The 14802-nt window shown below is 61.5% G+C and carries 13 protein-coding genes and 1 pseudogene; 8 read left to right on the forward strand and 6 right to left on the reverse strand.

All coding sequences use genetic code 11. The features are described 5' to 3' along the window. The first annotated feature begins 59 nt into the window (after positions 1-59). Positions 60-392 (forward strand): DUF4148 domain-containing protein, encoded by a 333-nt coding sequence (locus BG60_RS12110; RefSeq protein WP_008353289.1) that lies wholly within the window; start codon positions 60-62, stop codon positions 390-392. A 94-nt stretch (positions 393-486) separates the two neighbouring features. Then, complete coding sequence (locus tag BG60_RS12115; protein ID WP_034471756.1) at positions 487-861, forward strand: DUF427 domain-containing protein; 375 nt, start codon at positions 487-489, stop codon at positions 859-861. 3 nt (positions 862-864) lie between these two features. Here the strand turns inward: BG60_RS12115 and BG60_RS12120 are convergent. Beyond that, positions 865-1758, reverse strand: a pseudogene (locus BG60_RS12120) (LysR family transcriptional regulator ArgP). A gap of 94 nt (positions 1759-1852) precedes the next feature. Here BG60_RS12120 and BG60_RS12125 point away from each other — a divergent pair. Further along, entirely contained in the window at positions 1853-2980 is a 1128-nt protein-coding gene (locus tag BG60_RS12125; RefSeq protein WP_008353292.1) for an aminotransferase class I/II-fold pyridoxal phosphate-dependent enzyme, read from the forward strand. Here BG60_RS12125 and msrA read toward each other — a convergent pair. From msrA to msrB, 3 genes are read right to left on the reverse strand one after another with little or no spacing between them, the layout of a single operon-like run. Continuing rightward, on the reverse strand, positions 2944-3639 hold the full coding sequence (msrA, locus tag BG60_RS12130; RefSeq protein ID WP_008353293.1) for a peptide-methionine (S)-S-oxide reductase MsrA: 696 nt from the start codon (positions 3637-3639) through the stop codon (positions 2944-2946). The two genes, BG60_RS12125 and msrA, sit on opposite strands and share 37 nt — an antisense overlap. Positions 3640-3680: 41 nt before the next feature. Beyond that, positions 3681-5501, reverse strand: a complete 1821-nt coding sequence (locus BG60_RS12135) for a cytochrome c biogenesis protein DipZ (protein ID WP_034471762.1) — start codon at positions 5499-5501, stop codon at positions 3681-3683. 43 nt (positions 5502-5544) lie between these two features. Then, a complete protein-coding gene (msrB, locus tag BG60_RS12140; protein WP_008353296.1) occupies positions 5545-6048 on the reverse strand; it encodes a peptide-methionine (R)-S-oxide reductase MsrB in 504 nt (167 codons plus the stop codon). Between the two features lie 183 nt (positions 6049-6231). Here msrB and BG60_RS12145 point away from each other — a divergent pair, with 183 nt between their 5' ends. The 3 genes from BG60_RS12145 (at position 6232) to BG60_RS12155 (ending at position 9854) form a co-directional block, all read left to right on the forward strand. Beyond that, positions 6232-6963 (forward strand): response regulator transcription factor, encoded by a 732-nt coding sequence (locus BG60_RS12145; RefSeq protein WP_008353297.1) that lies wholly within the window; start codon positions 6232-6234, stop codon positions 6961-6963. Beyond that, complete coding sequence (locus BG60_RS12150) at positions 6960-8489, forward strand: sensor histidine kinase (protein WP_008353298.1); 1530 nt, start codon at positions 6960-6962, stop codon at positions 8487-8489. Before BG60_RS12145 ends, BG60_RS12150 begins: the two co-directional genes overlap by 4 nt. A 1032-nt stretch (positions 8490-9521) precedes the next feature. Further along, positions 9522-9854, forward strand: coding sequence for a hypothetical protein (locus tag BG60_RS12155; protein WP_008353299.1), 333 nt, complete (start codon positions 9522-9524; stop codon positions 9852-9854). Positions 9855-9861: 7 nt separating this feature from the next. Here BG60_RS12155 and BG60_RS12160 read toward each other — a convergent pair whose 3' ends face one another. Continuing rightward, the gene (locus tag BG60_RS12160; protein WP_008353300.1) at positions 9862-10773 is read right to left on the reverse strand and encodes a LysR substrate-binding domain-containing protein; all 912 of its coding nucleotides are present in this window, start codon (positions 10771-10773) and stop codon (positions 9862-9864) included. Positions 10774-10893: 120 nt separating this feature from the next. Here BG60_RS12160 and BG60_RS12165 point away from each other — a divergent pair, with 120 nt between their 5' ends. After that, positions 10894-12207 (forward strand): MFS transporter, encoded by a 1314-nt coding sequence (locus tag BG60_RS12165; protein ID WP_033536145.1) that lies wholly within the window; start codon positions 10894-10896, stop codon positions 12205-12207. A 77-nt stretch (positions 12208-12284) separates the two neighbouring features. On the opposite strand, the gene BG60_RS12170 is transcribed toward BG60_RS12165, so the two are convergent. Beyond that, positions 12285-12977, reverse strand: coding sequence for a GntR family transcriptional regulator (locus BG60_RS12170; protein WP_008353303.1), 693 nt, complete (start codon positions 12975-12977; stop codon positions 12285-12287). 221 nt (positions 12978-13198) lie between these two features. Between BG60_RS12170 and BG60_RS12175 the strand changes: the two genes are divergently transcribed. Continuing rightward, positions 13199-14743 (forward strand): Rieske 2Fe-2S domain-containing protein, encoded by a 1545-nt coding sequence (locus tag BG60_RS12175; RefSeq protein WP_008353305.1) that lies wholly within the window; start codon positions 13199-13201, stop codon positions 14741-14743. The last annotated feature ends 59 nt before the right edge of the window (positions 14744-14802 follow it).

Consider the following 14802-nt stretch of genomic DNA (forward strand, 5'->3'; position numbering starts at 1 on the left):
CTGAGTATGAAGCACGCACAGAAATCACCGTGCGCAGGCCAACATACCGGAGGTTCACCATGAAATCGTTCGTCAAAGCCGTGGCCGTCGCCGCTGTAGTGGTGGCGCCGGCGCTTTCATTCGCGCAAACCGATTCGTCGCTTACGCGGGGTCAGGTGAAGGAAGATCTGAGGCAGGTCGAAGCAGCGGGCTACGATCCGTCGCGCTCGGACCAGACTTCGTATCCGTCGGATATCCAGCGCGCCGAGCGCCGCGCATCGGGGCAGAACAATGCCTATAACGCCGATATGAATTCCTACGGCGGCGCAACCAGCGGCCGCTCGGCTGCAGGCATGCGCGCGATGCCGCGGATGGACAACGACGGCACCAAGCCCCTTTATTTCGGTCATTGATGCTGCGAGGGGCCGGGTTCTGCGTGTTCGACGCAACGGCGTTACCATCGATTCTTCCGTTCGCTATGGTGCGTTCGTTCGCAGGAAGACACTCATGGATAAAGCCGTCAAGATTCCCGGTCCCGATCATCCGATCACGATCGAGCGCAGTCCGTCGCGCGTGCTGGTCAAAGCGGGCGGACGCGTGATCGCCGATACGACCGAAGCGCTTTCATTGCGCGAGGCATCGTATCCCGAGGTGCTATATGTGCCGCGCAAGGACGTGGACATGTCGCAACTCGAACGCACGTCGCACTCGACATACTGCCCTTACAAGGGTGAGTGCAGCTATTACAGTATCCCTTCAGGTGGACAAAAGTCGGCCAACGCGGTGTGGTCGTATGAGTCTCATGAGGCTGTTGCGTCGATAAAAGATCATCTCGCGTTCTATCGAGATCGCGTGGATTCGATCGAAACCCGCGAAGCGTAATGCTCAATCGAGAAACGATCTGGCGCGATGTTTGAGCATCGCGCTGAAGTCGTCCAGCCAGCCGATCGAAAGACGCCAGCTCTGCCAGTAAAGATCGACGTCGAAGCGCGCACCGGGCGACACTTCCACCAGGTCGCCGTTTTCGACGTGCTGCGCGACGAGCCGTTGCGGACACATTCCCCACGCCAGCCCCGACGTGCACGCGCGCACGAAGCCCTCGCCATGCGGCACGACATGCGCGGGCGGTTCGATCTCCGCGCGGCTCATGCGTTTGATGAAGCGCTTCTGCAATTCATCCTTTTCGTTGAAATTGACGCAGGGCGCGCGGCGCAACGCATCGCGCGTGAGGCCATCGGCGAAATAGCGCGCGAAGTACGCGGGCGAACATACCGCGCGATAGCGCATGCGTCCGAGCTTCATCGAACGCCAGCCGGGAACGGGCTCGGCTTGCGTGGTGATCGCGCCTTGCACATCGCCTTCGCGGATGCGTTGCGCCGTGTGATCCTGATCGTCGACGACGACATCGAGCAGCAGTTCACGTTCGATGCAAAAGTCCGCCGCGGCGTCGATGAACCATGTGCTCATGCTGTCGTCGTTCACCGCGATGCGCAATTTCGCGCGCCGCCCGCTCTGCGCGCCCGGTAAGGCTGGCATGTGCCCGCCGAGTTCGGCTTCGAGCAATTGCACGCGTTCGGTGTGGCGGCACAAGAGCGCGCCGGAAGCGGTTGCTTCGCATGGTTGGCCGCGCTTGACGAGCAGGGCGCCTCAGCGCTCTTCAAGGAGCTTCACGCGCTGCGAGACGGCCGAAGGCGTGACGTTCAGTTCGCGCGCCGCACGCTCGAAAGAACCGGTGCGCACGACGGCAAGCAGCGAATCGAGGAGAGCGTACTCGAGCATTAGCGTTCCTTAATCGGAATTAGAAAGTTTAGCTGTGTGAATGTACATCAGACGCGCAAACTAGAGCCTTCTTCCATTCCGATCAAGCGACGCGATGCAACCGAACCCGTTCAAACTCGAACGCTATTTCTCGCAGCACGAATTCACCGCGCGCCATCTGTTGTGCACTTCCGATCCCGAATCGATGTCGATCGGCGAACTGCTTGCATATGAACCGGACTCGATCGACGGTCTGCGCGATACCTGGCTCGGTTATACGGAATATCCCGGCGCACCCGCGCTGCGGCGCGAACTGGCGACGCTGTACGAGAACATCGATGCTGACGAGATCATCGTGCACACGGGCGCTCAGGAAGCGATCTATTCGTTCATGAACACGATGCTCGCGCCAGGCGATCACATGATCGTGCATATGCCGGGCTATCAGTCGCATTACACGGTGGCCGAGGCGCTGGGCGTGAGCGTTGCGCCGTGGAAGGCGCGGGAAGAAGCGGGCTGGTCGCTCGATCCGGCGGAGCTCGAAACGCTCGTCACGCCGGCCACACGCGCGCTCGTGATGTGCGTGCCGCACAATCCGACCGGTTATCTGCCGTCGCGCGACGTGTTCGATGCGATCGTCGCGTTCGCGCGCAAGCATGGACTATGGCTATTCAGCGACGAGGTGTATCGCGGGCTCGAACATGATCGCGCGGATCGTCTGCCCGCCGCATGCGATGTGTACGAGCGCGCGATTTCACTCGGTGCGCTCTCGAAGACGCACGGGCTCGCCGGCCTGCGCCTCGGCTGGATCGCGACGAAGAGCGCGCAAGTGCTCGAACGCATGAGCACGTTCAAGGACTATCTCACCATCAGCAACAGCGCGCCGAGCGAGTATCTGTCGGCGATTGCAGTGCGCCACACTGATGCGCTTATCGAACGCAATGTTTCGATGATCCGCGCGAATCTGGGCGTGCTAGACGCCTTCTTCGCGCGCCATGCGGATCGTTTCGAGTGGCATCGTCCGCGCGCGGGCACGATCGGTTTCGTGCGGTTGAAGCGCGAAGGCGCCGAGCGGTTCTGCGCAGAACTGCTCGAACGCACGGGCGTGCTCCTCTTGCCCTCGACGCTGGTCGATCACGGCGACGAGCATGTGCGCCTCGGTTTCGGCAGGCGCAACATGCCCGATGTGCTCGCGATCGTCGATGCCTATTTGGATGCGACCGTCACGAGCACCGCGTCCTGACGATAGGCGTCCGGAAACATCTGCTTCAGGTTCGCCACTTTCGGCAGATCGTTGATCGCGATATAAGGGCTTTCCGGATGCTCCGTCAGATAGTTCTGGTGATAGCCTTCGGCCGGATAGAAGCCCTTGTAGTCTTCGATCTTCGTGACGATCTTGCCGCCATACACATGCGCCTTGTCGAGCTGCGCGATATACGCATTGGCGATCTCGCGCTGCGCTGCGTTCGTCGGGAATACGGCCGAGCGATATTGCGTGCCGTGATCGGGGCCTTGATAGTTCAGTTGCGTCGGATTGTGCGCGACCGAAAAGAAGATCTGCAGCAGCTTGCCGTACGACACCTGCGCCGGGTCATACGTGATCCGCACCGATTCCGCATGACCGGTATCGCCTTCGCTCACGCGATCGTATTGCGCCGTGCCGGCCGCGCCGCCCGCATAGCCCGACAGCGCTTCCTTCACGCCGCGAACGTGCTGAAACACGCCTTGCACGCCCCAGAAGCAGCCGCCCGCGAATACGGCCGTTTCCGTATGCACGGCCGTCGCGCTTTCGTCATGCACGGGCGGCGGAATCTTCACGGCTTCCTCGCTCGAATGCGCGACGCGCTGCAGTGCGAACGCGCCCGCGAACAATACGGCCACGCTGACGGCCTTGAATGTCATGCTGTTGGTCCTGAACATGTCTGCTCCTCAAGAAGTCGCATTCAACCGAACGTGAAGGCATACGCTTCGACGCCGGGGTCGAGAAATTCGATGGTGAACGTGCGGTCGGCGACGGGGCCCGCCTGCCGCACCAACTGATAGAGGCGCTGTTCGGTCACGGTGCCGCTTCCGTCCGCCTGAATGTCGCTGCCATGCGATGCGCCCGGCGCCGCGCCATCGATGCTCACGCGAAAGCGCACCGGCTTGCCATCTTTCGACGGCCCGAGCACGAGATGCAGATCGCGCGCATGAAAGCGATACACGATGCGCCCCGTCGCGCCTTCGAGCGTCGCGTGCTCGGCGCCGACCTTCCACGCGCCCGCGAGTCCCCAGTCGTTGACGTCGAGGGCGTTGGGCGCGGCATAGTCGTGAATGCGATCCTGCGTTTCGCCGCCCGGCGACATGAACTGCTGCGCGCGTTCGTAACCGATATACGTTTCAGGCGAACGCATGTCCGCGTTGTCGGCCTGCATCATCGCGCCCTGACCGATGTCGTTATCGTCATGCTTCGCGCTCATCGCCATGGCAGGCGCGGCGCCGTGACCCGCTTCGGCAAGCAGTTGCTGAATCACCTGCTCGGAGTGCGCATAATCGCCTTCGCCGAAGTGGTGATAGCGGATATCCCCCTTGGCGTCGATGAAATAATGCGCCGGCCAGTACTGATTATTCAACGCGCGCCAGATCGCGAAGTTGTTGTCGATCGCAACGGGATAATCGATACCGAGATCGTGAACCGCCTTCTTCACGTTATCGACGTTGCGCTCGAATGCGAACTCCGGTGCATGCACGCCGATCACGACAAGCCCCTGATCGCGATACTTCTGCGCCCACGTCTTCACATACGGCAACGTGCGCAGGCAGTTGATGCACGAGTACGTCCATACATCGACGAGCACGACCTTGCCACGCAACGCTTCCTTTGTAAGCGGCGGCGAGTTGAGCCATTGCACCGCGCCATCGAGCGAAGGCAGCGTGCCTTCCACGGGCAGCGGCGCGGGGTTCGGCGACTTCGGCGGCTCGGTGCTCGCGCGCATCATCGCGGGTCCGTTGTTATCGACGTTCGCCGTGTTCGCGGACATCATCATCGCGCCCTGGTTCTTGTTCGAGAGCTTGTCGACGAGCTGTTGTTCGATGCCCGAGGTCGCGACCGTCGATACACGAGCGAGCACGCCGGTGTCCAGCCCGAGCCCGATCGCGACAACGCCGAGCAGCATCGCCCCGCCGATGCCGCGCCGCACCCATTCGCCTGCGCCGAGCGAGCGCTTCATCGCGGCGAACACGCGTCCGCCGATCAGCAAGGCAACCGCGAGCGAGGTCGCCGCGCCCGCTGCATACGCGAGCAGGAGCAGAGTCGTGCCGACGCTCGCGCCGTTGAGCGCCGCGCCCGTCAACACGAGTCCGAGGATCGGGCCTGCGCAGGGCGCCCACAGAAGACCGGTCGCGATGCCGAGCATGAACGATCCGACGAAGCTCGGCTTGCCGTCGCCGCGTTGCGCGAATGCGGTGAGACGATTGCCCGCGCTCACGAGCGGATGCATCACGCGCTCGGCGAGACTCGGCAACAGCAGTGTGAGGCCGAACACTGCGAGCAGGACGATGGCCGCCCAGCGACCGTTTTGATTGGCCTGCGTGACCCAGCCGCCACCGACGGCCGCGAGCGTCGCGACGACGGCGAAGGTCAGGCCCATGCCCGCGAGCAACGGCAAGCCGCTTTTCACGAACGGCTGATCCGCGCGCGAGAACACGAAGGGAAGCACCGGCAGGATGCACGGACTGAGAATCGTCAGCGCGCCGCCGAGATAGGCAAGAACGATGAGCAGCATGATGGTATCGGGTGGTCGAGGTTGATCGGAGTGCTGGCGCGATTCAGGCTGCGCCGGGCGTGAAGTTCATCGCGACGCCGTTCATGCAGTAGCGCAGGCCCGTGGGCTTCGGACCGTCGTCGAAGACGTGGCCCAGATGACCGCCGCAGCGCCGGCAATGCACTTCGGTACGCACGACGCCGAACGAGCCGTCGATGCGCGTCGCGACCGCATGATCGAGCGGCGCCCAGAAACTCGGCCAGCCGGTATGACTGTCGAACTTGGTGCGCGAGGAGAACACCGCCAGCTTGCAACCCGCGCAACTGAACGTGCCCGCGCGATGCTCGTCGTTGAGCGGGCTCGTATAAGGGCGTTCGGTGCCTTCGCGGCGTAATACGTCGAATTGCACCGGATCGAGTAGACGATGCCATTCATCGTCGCTATGGACGATTTCGAAGCTTTCCTGCGTCTTCGGATCGGCCGCGAGCGCGCGAAAGCGTCCGCCCAGTGCGAACGCTGCGGCGGCGGCCGCGGTGCCTGTGAGGAGAAAGCGGCGGCGGGTTTGCATGATGCGTGCCTCGTGTTCGAGTGGTGTAGCGGCATCGTATTCGCGCGCGCATCCCCGAGTCCTCACCGAAAGTTAAATTAAATGTGATACTTGGCCGCGCGCTTTTCTGCACAATGGCACAGACGCTCGTCCATTGTTCTGCGGATTGGGCGCGCGTGTTTTTCTCTGCCGATAACATTCCTCATGGATCATCCGAAACGCATTCTGATTGTCGAAGACGACATGCATATCGCCGATGTGCTGAGTCTCAACCTGCGCGACGAACGCTACGAAGTCGTGCATAGCGCCGATGGCGCCGAAGGGCTGCGCCTGCTCGAACAGGGCGGATGGGATGCGCTGATTCTGGATCTGATGCTGCCCGGCGTCGACGGCCTCGAAATCTGCCGGCGTGCGCGCGCGATGACACGCTATACGCCGATCATCATCACGAGCGCGCGTTCGAGCGAGGTGCATCGCATTCTCGGCCTCGAACTCGGCGCGGACGACTATCTTGCGAAGCCGTTCTCGGTGCTCGAACTCGTCGCGCGCGTGAAGGCGCTGCTGCGCCGCGTCGATGCGGTCGCGAAGGACTCGCGGCTGGAGACGGGGCGCATCGAAGTGGCGGGCATCGCGATCGATCCGCTCGCGCGCGAAGCATGGGTGGATGGCGCGCGCATCGAACTCACGCCGCGCGAGTTCGATCTGCTTTATCACTTCGCGCGTCATCCGGGCAAGGTGTTCTCGCGCATGGACCTGCTCAATGCGGTGTGGGGTTATCGGCATGAAGGTTATGAGCACACGGTCAATACGCATATCAATCGTTTGCGCGCGAAAGTAGAGAAAGATGCCGCCGATCCGAAGCGCATTCTCACGGTATGGGGCCACGGCTATAAGCTCGCGGCGCAATCGCCTGACGGCAAGGATGGCGCGTCGTGAAGCTCACCTTGTCGCAACGGCTCTTCGCGGTGTTCTGCGTGCTGTTGCTCGCGTGCTGCGGCGCATCGGCGTGGCTGCAGATTCGCGCGAGCGATCTGCGCGAGAAGGAAGTCATTCAGAGTCTTTCGCGCGGGCTTGCGGCGCATATCGCGCGTGACGGCGCGCTCGCCGATGCCAACGACATCGATGCGCCCGCCGTGCGCCGGCTCTTCAGTCAGTTGATGGTGGTGAACCCGAGCGTCGAAGTCTATCTGCTCGATAACACGGGGCGCGTGCGTGCCGACGATGCGCCGCCCGGACATCTCAAGCGCGATCATGTCGATCTCGCGCCGGTGCGGCAGTTCCTCGACGGCGCCGTGTTGCCGATTCTCGGTGACGATCCGCGCAGCGAGGGCAAGCGCAAAGTCTTCAGCGCAGCGCCGCTCGCCGCGCCCGGCAAGCCGCCGTTCGGCTATGTCTATGTCGTGCTGCTCGGCGAGGAGCACGATGCGCTGGCTGCGAAGGCATCGGCGAGCGCGGTGTTGCGCACCACGCTCGCGTCGATGGGCCTCGTCACATTGCTCGGGCTCGTCGCGGGCCTGGTTGCATTCGGGCTCGTTACGCGGCCGCTGCGCCGCCTCACCGAAGCAATGCGCAAGTTCGACGCGCGTGGCGCGCCAGCAGAACCGCCGGCGCTCGCGCGCATCGACACGCCCGATGCGCGGGCGAACGAACGCGACGAGATCGTCGTGCTCGAAAGCGCGTTCGCGCAGATGGCGGAACGCATCGGCGAGCAGTGGCGCGCGCTGGGTCAGCAGGATCGCGAGCGTCGCGAGATGGTCGCGAACATCTCGCACGATTTGCGCACGCCGCTGTCATCGCTGCATGGTTATCTCGAGACGCTGTCGCTCAAGTCCGACACGCTGCCGGATACCGATCGGCGTCGTTATCTGTCGATCGCGCTTGCACAGAGCGCGAAGGTGGGTCATCTCGCGCAGTCATTGTTCGAACTGGCGAAACTCGAACACGGCATGGTCGCGCCCGAAGCCGAGGCGTTCTCTCTCGCCGATCTGGTGCAGGACGTATTCGAAAAGTTTGAACTGCCCGCGCAATCGCGAGGCGTGCGCCTGAATGCCCAGATCGCGCCACGCTTGCCGAACGTAACGGCGGACCTCGGCATGATCGAGCGCGTGTTCACGAATCTGCTCGATAACGCGATCCGTCATACGCCTGCGCAAGGCGTCGTCGACGTGACACTTGCACTTGCGCGCGAACAATCTGACAGAGTGGAAGTCACGATCAGCGATACGGGTACGGGCATTCCGCCGGAAATGCGCAAGGCGCTTTTCATGCGTCCGTTCGCTTCGGGCGGCGCGCATCGCGGCGGGCTAGGGCTGCTTATCGTACAACGCATGCTGCAATTGCACGGCAGCCAGATTCGCCTGATCGATTCGAAAGACACGGGCACCACGTTTCACTTCGATCTGCCCGTCGCCTTTACGCAGACCGGCAATGGCGCGCCGCAAGTGCGCGGAGGGCGCGGTTAAAAAGAAGCCCGGCATTTCTGCCGGGCTGAATGGGATGGTCGTCGCCTGCGCCTGATCGCGCTGTTGGATTGCGCGTGCGGCGTTGCCCGGCCTGACCATCCGCGTGGACGTTTTCGTGAAAACCGAACGAAGCAAATTGCAGGGGCACTATCTTGCCCGTTTGATGACGTTTTAGTCTCTCAGACTTAAACCAATCTTAAGAAGTGTGCCGCGTGTGAAGTGCGCGTCGAGCGGCGCAGGTGAAACGGCGCGTAATCTGCGTGGCGTCTTTGCTTAAGCAAGTTATACGGTTTCTTTAGAGGCTCCTCTTCATTGCATTGCGAATTGATCGGCCGATATGGCCGCAGGCGACGATGGAAAAAAATGCCGAACGACAGCCGCGCGAAAGCGCGGAACGTTCTTTCATGTGGAATCTTTCCTTGGTTTCCTGCAATATGTTTGCTAGCATGTAATCGAGTCGCAGCCGCCGCGCATGGTTGCTGGTCAAAAGTTACGGCGCTGTGGCGTGGCAATCAATAAGACCCGCCGAGGTCAATATTAAGCGAAAGCGCACACAAGTCGCGCCGAGTCGCTCGTGTCAGAAGGTTCCCGCGAGTCCACTGCTGCATCATGCAGCGGTGCGGATTCGTGCGCAATGCTATATGTGCATTGTGAAAGGTCTAATAAGCATAGACGTTTATCGCATTTCGTGTTCTTCGCTATATGAGTTCTTTCTTTCAGCGTGGGAAATAGAAACATGCGAATTATTAAAACGTGCTCAACTGAATCTTCATAGACAGGTTTCTTCGACCTGGCCGCAGTGCATGACGCTTTCGGCGATGCGCGCAAGGCGATTTGGCGCAATGGCGAGCGTTGCGCATATCTTCTGGCGTTGCAGGTGATTTTCCAGGCAACCGCATGCCGTCTTCGAAATCCGAATGACGGTGGAATGTCACACTCATACGATCCGCGCACCTTGCGGGAGGAAACGTGGAAACGGAACTCAGTCAACGGCTTGCGAAAGTGTTATGGCGGTGTGCATCGCACGGACAAGTGCTGACCTATCAGCGCTTTCATGCGCTATGCGACAAGGGGGTGCCACTGCCGCAGCGTTATGCCGCGCTCGAATCCGCAATCAAGGCACTCGGGGATGTGCACGACATCGACTACGGCGTGCTCATGGCGCTCGACAGCGGCTTGCCCGGCGCCGAGTTTTTCCAGCGCTACCTGCGTCATCGTCACGGTGAATACGTGATGCAGATGGGTGACCCGAAATATCATCGACAGACGCTTGCACGCAAGCGCACGCTCGTCGCGCGCGAACGCGATCGCGTGTATGCACACGCCCGGATGGTCGAGGAGGAGCGGGCGAGACAGGCGGCATGATTTCGCCTCACGCTTCGACTTCTTTCGCGTCTTCGAGGCCAGCCTTCGCCAGCACCCAGTCACAGAAACATTTCACTTTTTCGACATCACGTTCGTTGGCGCGATAAGAGAGAAAGTGCGTCTCCCTTGCGAGCGGCGCGAACACACCCGCGCCCAACTCGATCAGATCGCCGCGCGCAAGCTCGCGCTCGGCGAGGCGCGTCGTTTCCAGCGCGACGCCCATGCCATCCACCGCCGCGGATATCGCGAGCGCCGCACGGTCGAACGAAGGCCGCGGCCCGCGTGGCATGTCGAGCCCATTGAGCTCGAACCAGCCGGGCCACGTCACACGGCTGAGTTGCGAGTCGATCAGCGTCATCCTCGCAATGTGCTCCGGCGCTGGCACGCCTTCCTGCAACAAGGACGGAGAACACATCGGGATGATGCGCTCCGTGCCCAGTGCGCGCGAGACGACACCGGCACGTTCGTGTGCGAAGCCATATGAAATGGCAACGTCGACTTCGCGCGCGCGTGCGAGATCGGCGGGCTCAGCGTCCGACGACAGACGTATCGTCACGTTCGGATGGGCCTGCATGAATTCGGGCAGACGCGGCCCGAGCCATTTCACGGCGAAGCTTGGCGCGCAATGAACGGCGAGCACTTGCGCGAGCGGATCGAGCGTGACTTCGGCGCATGCGGCTTCGATGACATCGAACACGCGTCCGAGACTTTCATGCAGGCGACGGCCTTCGGACGTCGTCTCCACGCGCCGGTTGCGCCGATGAAAGAGCGGCCTGCCGAAATACTGCTCGAGTTCCTTGACCTGATGACTGATCGCCGATTGCGTGAGATGAAGCTCGCTTGCGGCAAGCGTGAAGCTTTCCAGACGCGCGGCTGCTTCGAATGCGCGCAGGAGTACGAAGTTCGGAATGCGCCTCATGGAAACACCTTATGCATGAGAGCCTGTCATGGATGGATGAACAGGCATCGTTTGTCTTTCTGGTTTGAGGTGACGAACATGTGAGCGATCCAGACGCATGACATAACCAGGAGACAAAGCATGAGTTCCCACAGTCCGGTTGCGTATCTGACAGGCGATGAATCGTCGACGTATGCGAAGGTGACATGGCGTCTGCTGCCATTTCTCTTCGTGTGCTATCTGTGCGCGTATCTCGATCGCATCAACGTGAGCTTCGCGAAGTTGCAGATGCTCAACGATCTGCATTTCAGCGACGCCGTCTACGGTGCGGGCGCGGGCGTGTTTTTCGTCGGCTATCTGCTGTTCGAGGTGCCGAGCAATCTCATTCTGTTGCGCGTGGGCGCACGTCGCTGGATCGCGCGCATCATGGTGACGTGGGGCGTGATCTCTGCCGGCATGATGTTCGTCACGACGCCGACGAGCTTCTACATCATGCGCTTCATGCTCGGCGTGGCCGAAGCAGGCTTCATTCCGGCGATCCTGCTGTATCTCACGTACTGGTTTCCCGCTTCGCGCCGAAGCAAAGTAACCGCGCTCTTCATGACGGGCATTCCGATGTCCGGCGTCGTTGGCGGGCCGCTGTCCGGCTGGATCATGACGCATATGGGCGGCGCGCACGGCATCGCGGGATGGCAATGGCTCTTCCTGCTCGAAGGCCTTCCGACGGCCGTTCTGGGCGTGGTCGCGTACTTCTATCTCGACGACAAGGTCGCCGATGCAAAGTGGCTCAACGACTCGCAAAAAGCAATGCTCGAAGCCAATCTGCGCGACGAAGAGCCGGCGCATGCGCTGCATTCGGTAAAGGATGGATTGTTGCATCCGAAAGTACTGCTGCTGTCCGTGACGTACTTTTTCTTCACGATGGGGCTCTACGGCGTGAGCTTTTGGCTGCCGACGCTCGTCAAGGCGAGCGGCGTGACCGATCCGCTCGATATCGGCCTGCTCTCGGCGATTCCCTATGCAGCGGGCGCCATTGCAATGCTCGCGGTCGGCCATAGCTCGGACAAGCGTGGCGAGCGACGCTGGCATCTTGCGGGCGCGGGTTTCGTCGGCGCGCTCGGCCTTTTTATGAGCGTGATGTACGCGCACTCCACGTTCTTCGGCATGATCGGTCTCACGCTCGCGACGATGGGCGTGGTCACGACCATCTCGCAGTTCTGGGTTCTGCCGTCCGCGATTCTCAGCGGCGGCGCTGCGGCCGCGGGCCTTGCGCTTGCGAATTCCGTGGGCAGCATCTCGGGCGTCGTGAGTCCCTGGCTCATCGGCGTGATCCAGACGCAGTCGGGTTCGACGGGCAGCGGCGTGCTCGGTCTCGCGGCGAGTTGCGTGATCGGCAGCCTGCTCGTGTTCGCGGTGCCCGCCGCGCTCGTGAACAGCCGCCGTCGCAGCGACTGACTCGCGCACGCCAAGCGAAACGGCCCCTTGAAACAGGGGCTTTCGCCGTCGATGCAACTCGCAACCCGTGCGTGAGATCACGTTGCTTCCGATTCCCGTTCGCGTTGCTCGCTCAGCACGACGCCGAGCCGTTCGACGAGGTTTCTTCGCGCGTTGGCGGTATGCAGATCGGTAAGTTCGGCGGCACGGTGGCCGTTGCCTTCCGCGATGGCCGCCGCGATGGCAGCATGTTCGTCCCAGATCGATTTGCGTTGTCCCGATGCCTGCAGCACGGCGCCCATCACGCGGCGCAGATGAACCCAGTGCGTCTGCGCGGTCTCGGCGATCAACGGATTGCCCGATGCCACGTAGATCGCGTTATGAAAGGCCATGTCGGCATCGATCATCGCCTTGACATCGTCGCTCTTCGACGCGCGCCTGCCATTGGTGATGATCGCCTTGTCGATCTTCGCGCCGCGTTCGGCGGCGAGACGCGCAGCGAGCGAATCCAGCGCGCCGCGAATCTCATAGAGATGACTGATCCATGCGGGGTCGAGCGGCGTGACGAGGAGACCGCGTCCGGGCGCATCGACGACAAGACCGTCTTTCTTCAGCAGACGCAGCGCCTGCAGGACGGGTGAGCGCGAAACCGCAAGCTGTTCGGCGATCTCTTCCTGCGTGATGCGCGTGCCGGGCGCGAGCGAACCCGAACTGATGGCGTCGAGCAGAACTTTGTAGACCTCGTCGACATAGTCGGTGCGGGCCTGGAGCTTGAGAAGTTTGGCGGGCATGATTCGAGCGTAAGTTCTGGATACAGAATACGGCAAGGGTACAGCGGGCCGGCCTTACGCGTCAACGCAACGTTATCGCGTGCCTGTTTTCATTCACGTTTACCCATAGAGACAACGCCGATCCAAATCGCTAATCTTTGTATACAGAGTTCGGAGTTCGGAATGCAGAATTCAGGTCTCAGGCATCGATCGATTCAACCCCACTCGAAACAGGATTTCCCATGACCATCAAATCGGACAAGCTGGAAGGGCATCAGAGCAGCGGCGGCGCGGCCGCGACAGTCAAGAAGCTCGTGCCCTACGGCGGTTACTACGTGAACAAGGTGCCGGGCCACGATCCGGAACTGACGGAGACGGGCCCCGGGACGCCGATGGGTGAATACATGCGCGCCTTCTGGCATCCGGTCTGCATGTCGATGGAGCTGACCGACACGCCGCGCTTTCTGAAGATCCTCAACGAAGAACTGGTGGCATTCCGCGACGGCAGCGGGCGTGTGGGTCTGCTGCACGCGCATTGCGCGCATCGCGGCGCATCGCTCGAATACGGCGCGATTCAAGAGCGCGGCATCATGTGCTGTTATCACGGCATGGTGTTCGACGTGGACGGCGCGTGCCTGCATGTGCCGTTTCCGAAGGGCGAAGAGAAAGAGGCCGAAAAGTACGCGTGTTCCATTCGGCAGGGTGCGTATAAGGCAGTCGAGCGTCACGGTCTCGTGTTCGCTTACATGGGACCGCCGGAAAACGAGCCGCCGTTTCCGGAGTGGGAAGGCGACTACACCGTGATGCCCGGCGACGAACTCGTGCCCTACAGCAATTTCCAGCATTGCAACTGGTTGCAGGTTCAGGACAACGCCGCCGATAACTTTCATCCGACCGCATTGCATGCCGCGAAGAACGTGGTGAAAGGACAGTTCCAGGGCACGACGTTCGACGAAGTCGGCGCAGCGTCGATGGAAGTCGCGCCCGACATGCATTTTCAGCCGGTCCAACAAGGCCGCAGTCTCGCGTGCGCGGGCGCGCGCCGCGTGAACAAGGACCGCTTGTTCGTGCGCGTGCAGCATCAAGTGCTGCCAAATCTGAGCCTGCATGCCTATACATCGGAAGATGGTTCGAAGAAGAAGCTCTTCAGCCGCTTTCATATCATCCGATGGACGGTTCCGGTCGACGACCAAAACAGCAAGATGATCGGCTGGCGCGTCATGGGCCCCGGCATCGATACGCGCGGTATCGGCAAGAAGGAACTGGTGGGCTATGAGTCGATCGACTTCCTCGACGGCCAGGTCGCGATGCGTCGTCCCGAGCGCTTCGCCGAATACACGATCGAGGACATCGTGCCGATTCCGCCCAACCATCGCGAGCGTGCGAACTACAAGCTGGCGCAATACGCGCCCGGCGACTACGAAGCCATCATCAGCCAACGGCCAATCGCGGTGCATGCGCTCGAGAATCCGACCAAGTTCGACGCGGGCCTGTTCCTGTTCCGCAAGATGCTGCGCGACGCGTTGCGCGGTTCGAATCCGGCCGCGTCGGCGCAAAACTTCGCGGAATGGTTTCGTGAGAACGCGGGCGCGCCGAATAGCTTCTGCTCGGGCAATGTGTTCGAGATTCCCGAAGGCGAAACCGTCGAAGAAGAAGTCGTGCGCCGTCGCAAGGTGACGAGGCAGATCGTTGCGATCCTTGCGGAAAGCGAAAAGCTGAAGGGTGATGCACGTACCGCATTCGTACGCGAACGCTTCGAGGAACTCGAACTCGCGATGAAGCAATAAGCCGGCCGACGAGGGCGCACGGCGCTCTCGCGATGCGGGATCATCGATTCGAGGAAGTC

Origin of the sequence: Caballeronia zhejiangensis (genome assembly GCF_000698575.1) — a bacterium.
GTDB classification, from domain to species: Bacteria; Pseudomonadota; Gammaproteobacteria; order Burkholderiales; family Burkholderiaceae; genus Caballeronia; species Caballeronia zhejiangensis.

Excerpts from the sequence above, each read along its gene's own strand:
- BG60_RS12110 (WP_008353289.1), top strand. The coding sequence starts at position 60 with ATGAAATCGTTCGTCAAAGCCGTGGCCGTCGCCGCTGTAGTGGTGGCG.
- BG60_RS12115 (WP_034471756.1), top strand. The coding sequence starts at position 487 with ATGGATAAAGCCGTCAAGATTCCCGGTCCCGATCATCCGATCACGATC.
- BG60_RS12125 (WP_008353292.1), top strand. The coding sequence starts at position 1,853 with ATGCAACCGAACCCGTTCAAACTCGAACGCTATTTCTCGCAGCACGAA.
- msrA (WP_008353293.1), bottom strand. The coding sequence starts at position 3,639 with ATGACATTCAAGGCCGTCAGCGTGGCCGTATTGTTCGCGGGCGCGTTC.
- BG60_RS12135 (WP_034471762.1), bottom strand. The coding sequence starts at position 5,501 with ATGCTGCTCATCGTTCTTGCCTATCTCGGCGGCGCGCTGACGATTCTC.
- msrB (WP_008353296.1), bottom strand. The coding sequence starts at position 6,048 with ATGCAAACCCGCCGCCGCTTTCTCCTCACAGGCACCGCGGCCGCCGCC.
- BG60_RS12145 (WP_008353297.1), top strand. The coding sequence starts at position 6,232 with ATGGATCATCCGAAACGCATTCTGATTGTCGAAGACGACATGCATATC.
- BG60_RS12160 (WP_008353300.1), bottom strand. The coding sequence starts at position 10,773 with ATGAGGCGCATTCCGAACTTCGTACTCCTGCGCGCATTCGAAGCAGCC.
- BG60_RS12165 (WP_033536145.1), top strand. The coding sequence starts at position 10,894 with ATGAGTTCCCACAGTCCGGTTGCGTATCTGACAGGCGATGAATCGTCG.
- BG60_RS12170 (WP_008353303.1), bottom strand. The coding sequence starts at position 12,977 with ATGCCCGCCAAACTTCTCAAGCTCCAGGCCCGCACCGACTATGTCGAC.
- BG60_RS12175 (WP_008353305.1), top strand. The coding sequence starts at position 13,199 with ATGACCATCAAATCGGACAAGCTGGAAGGGCATCAGAGCAGCGGCGGC.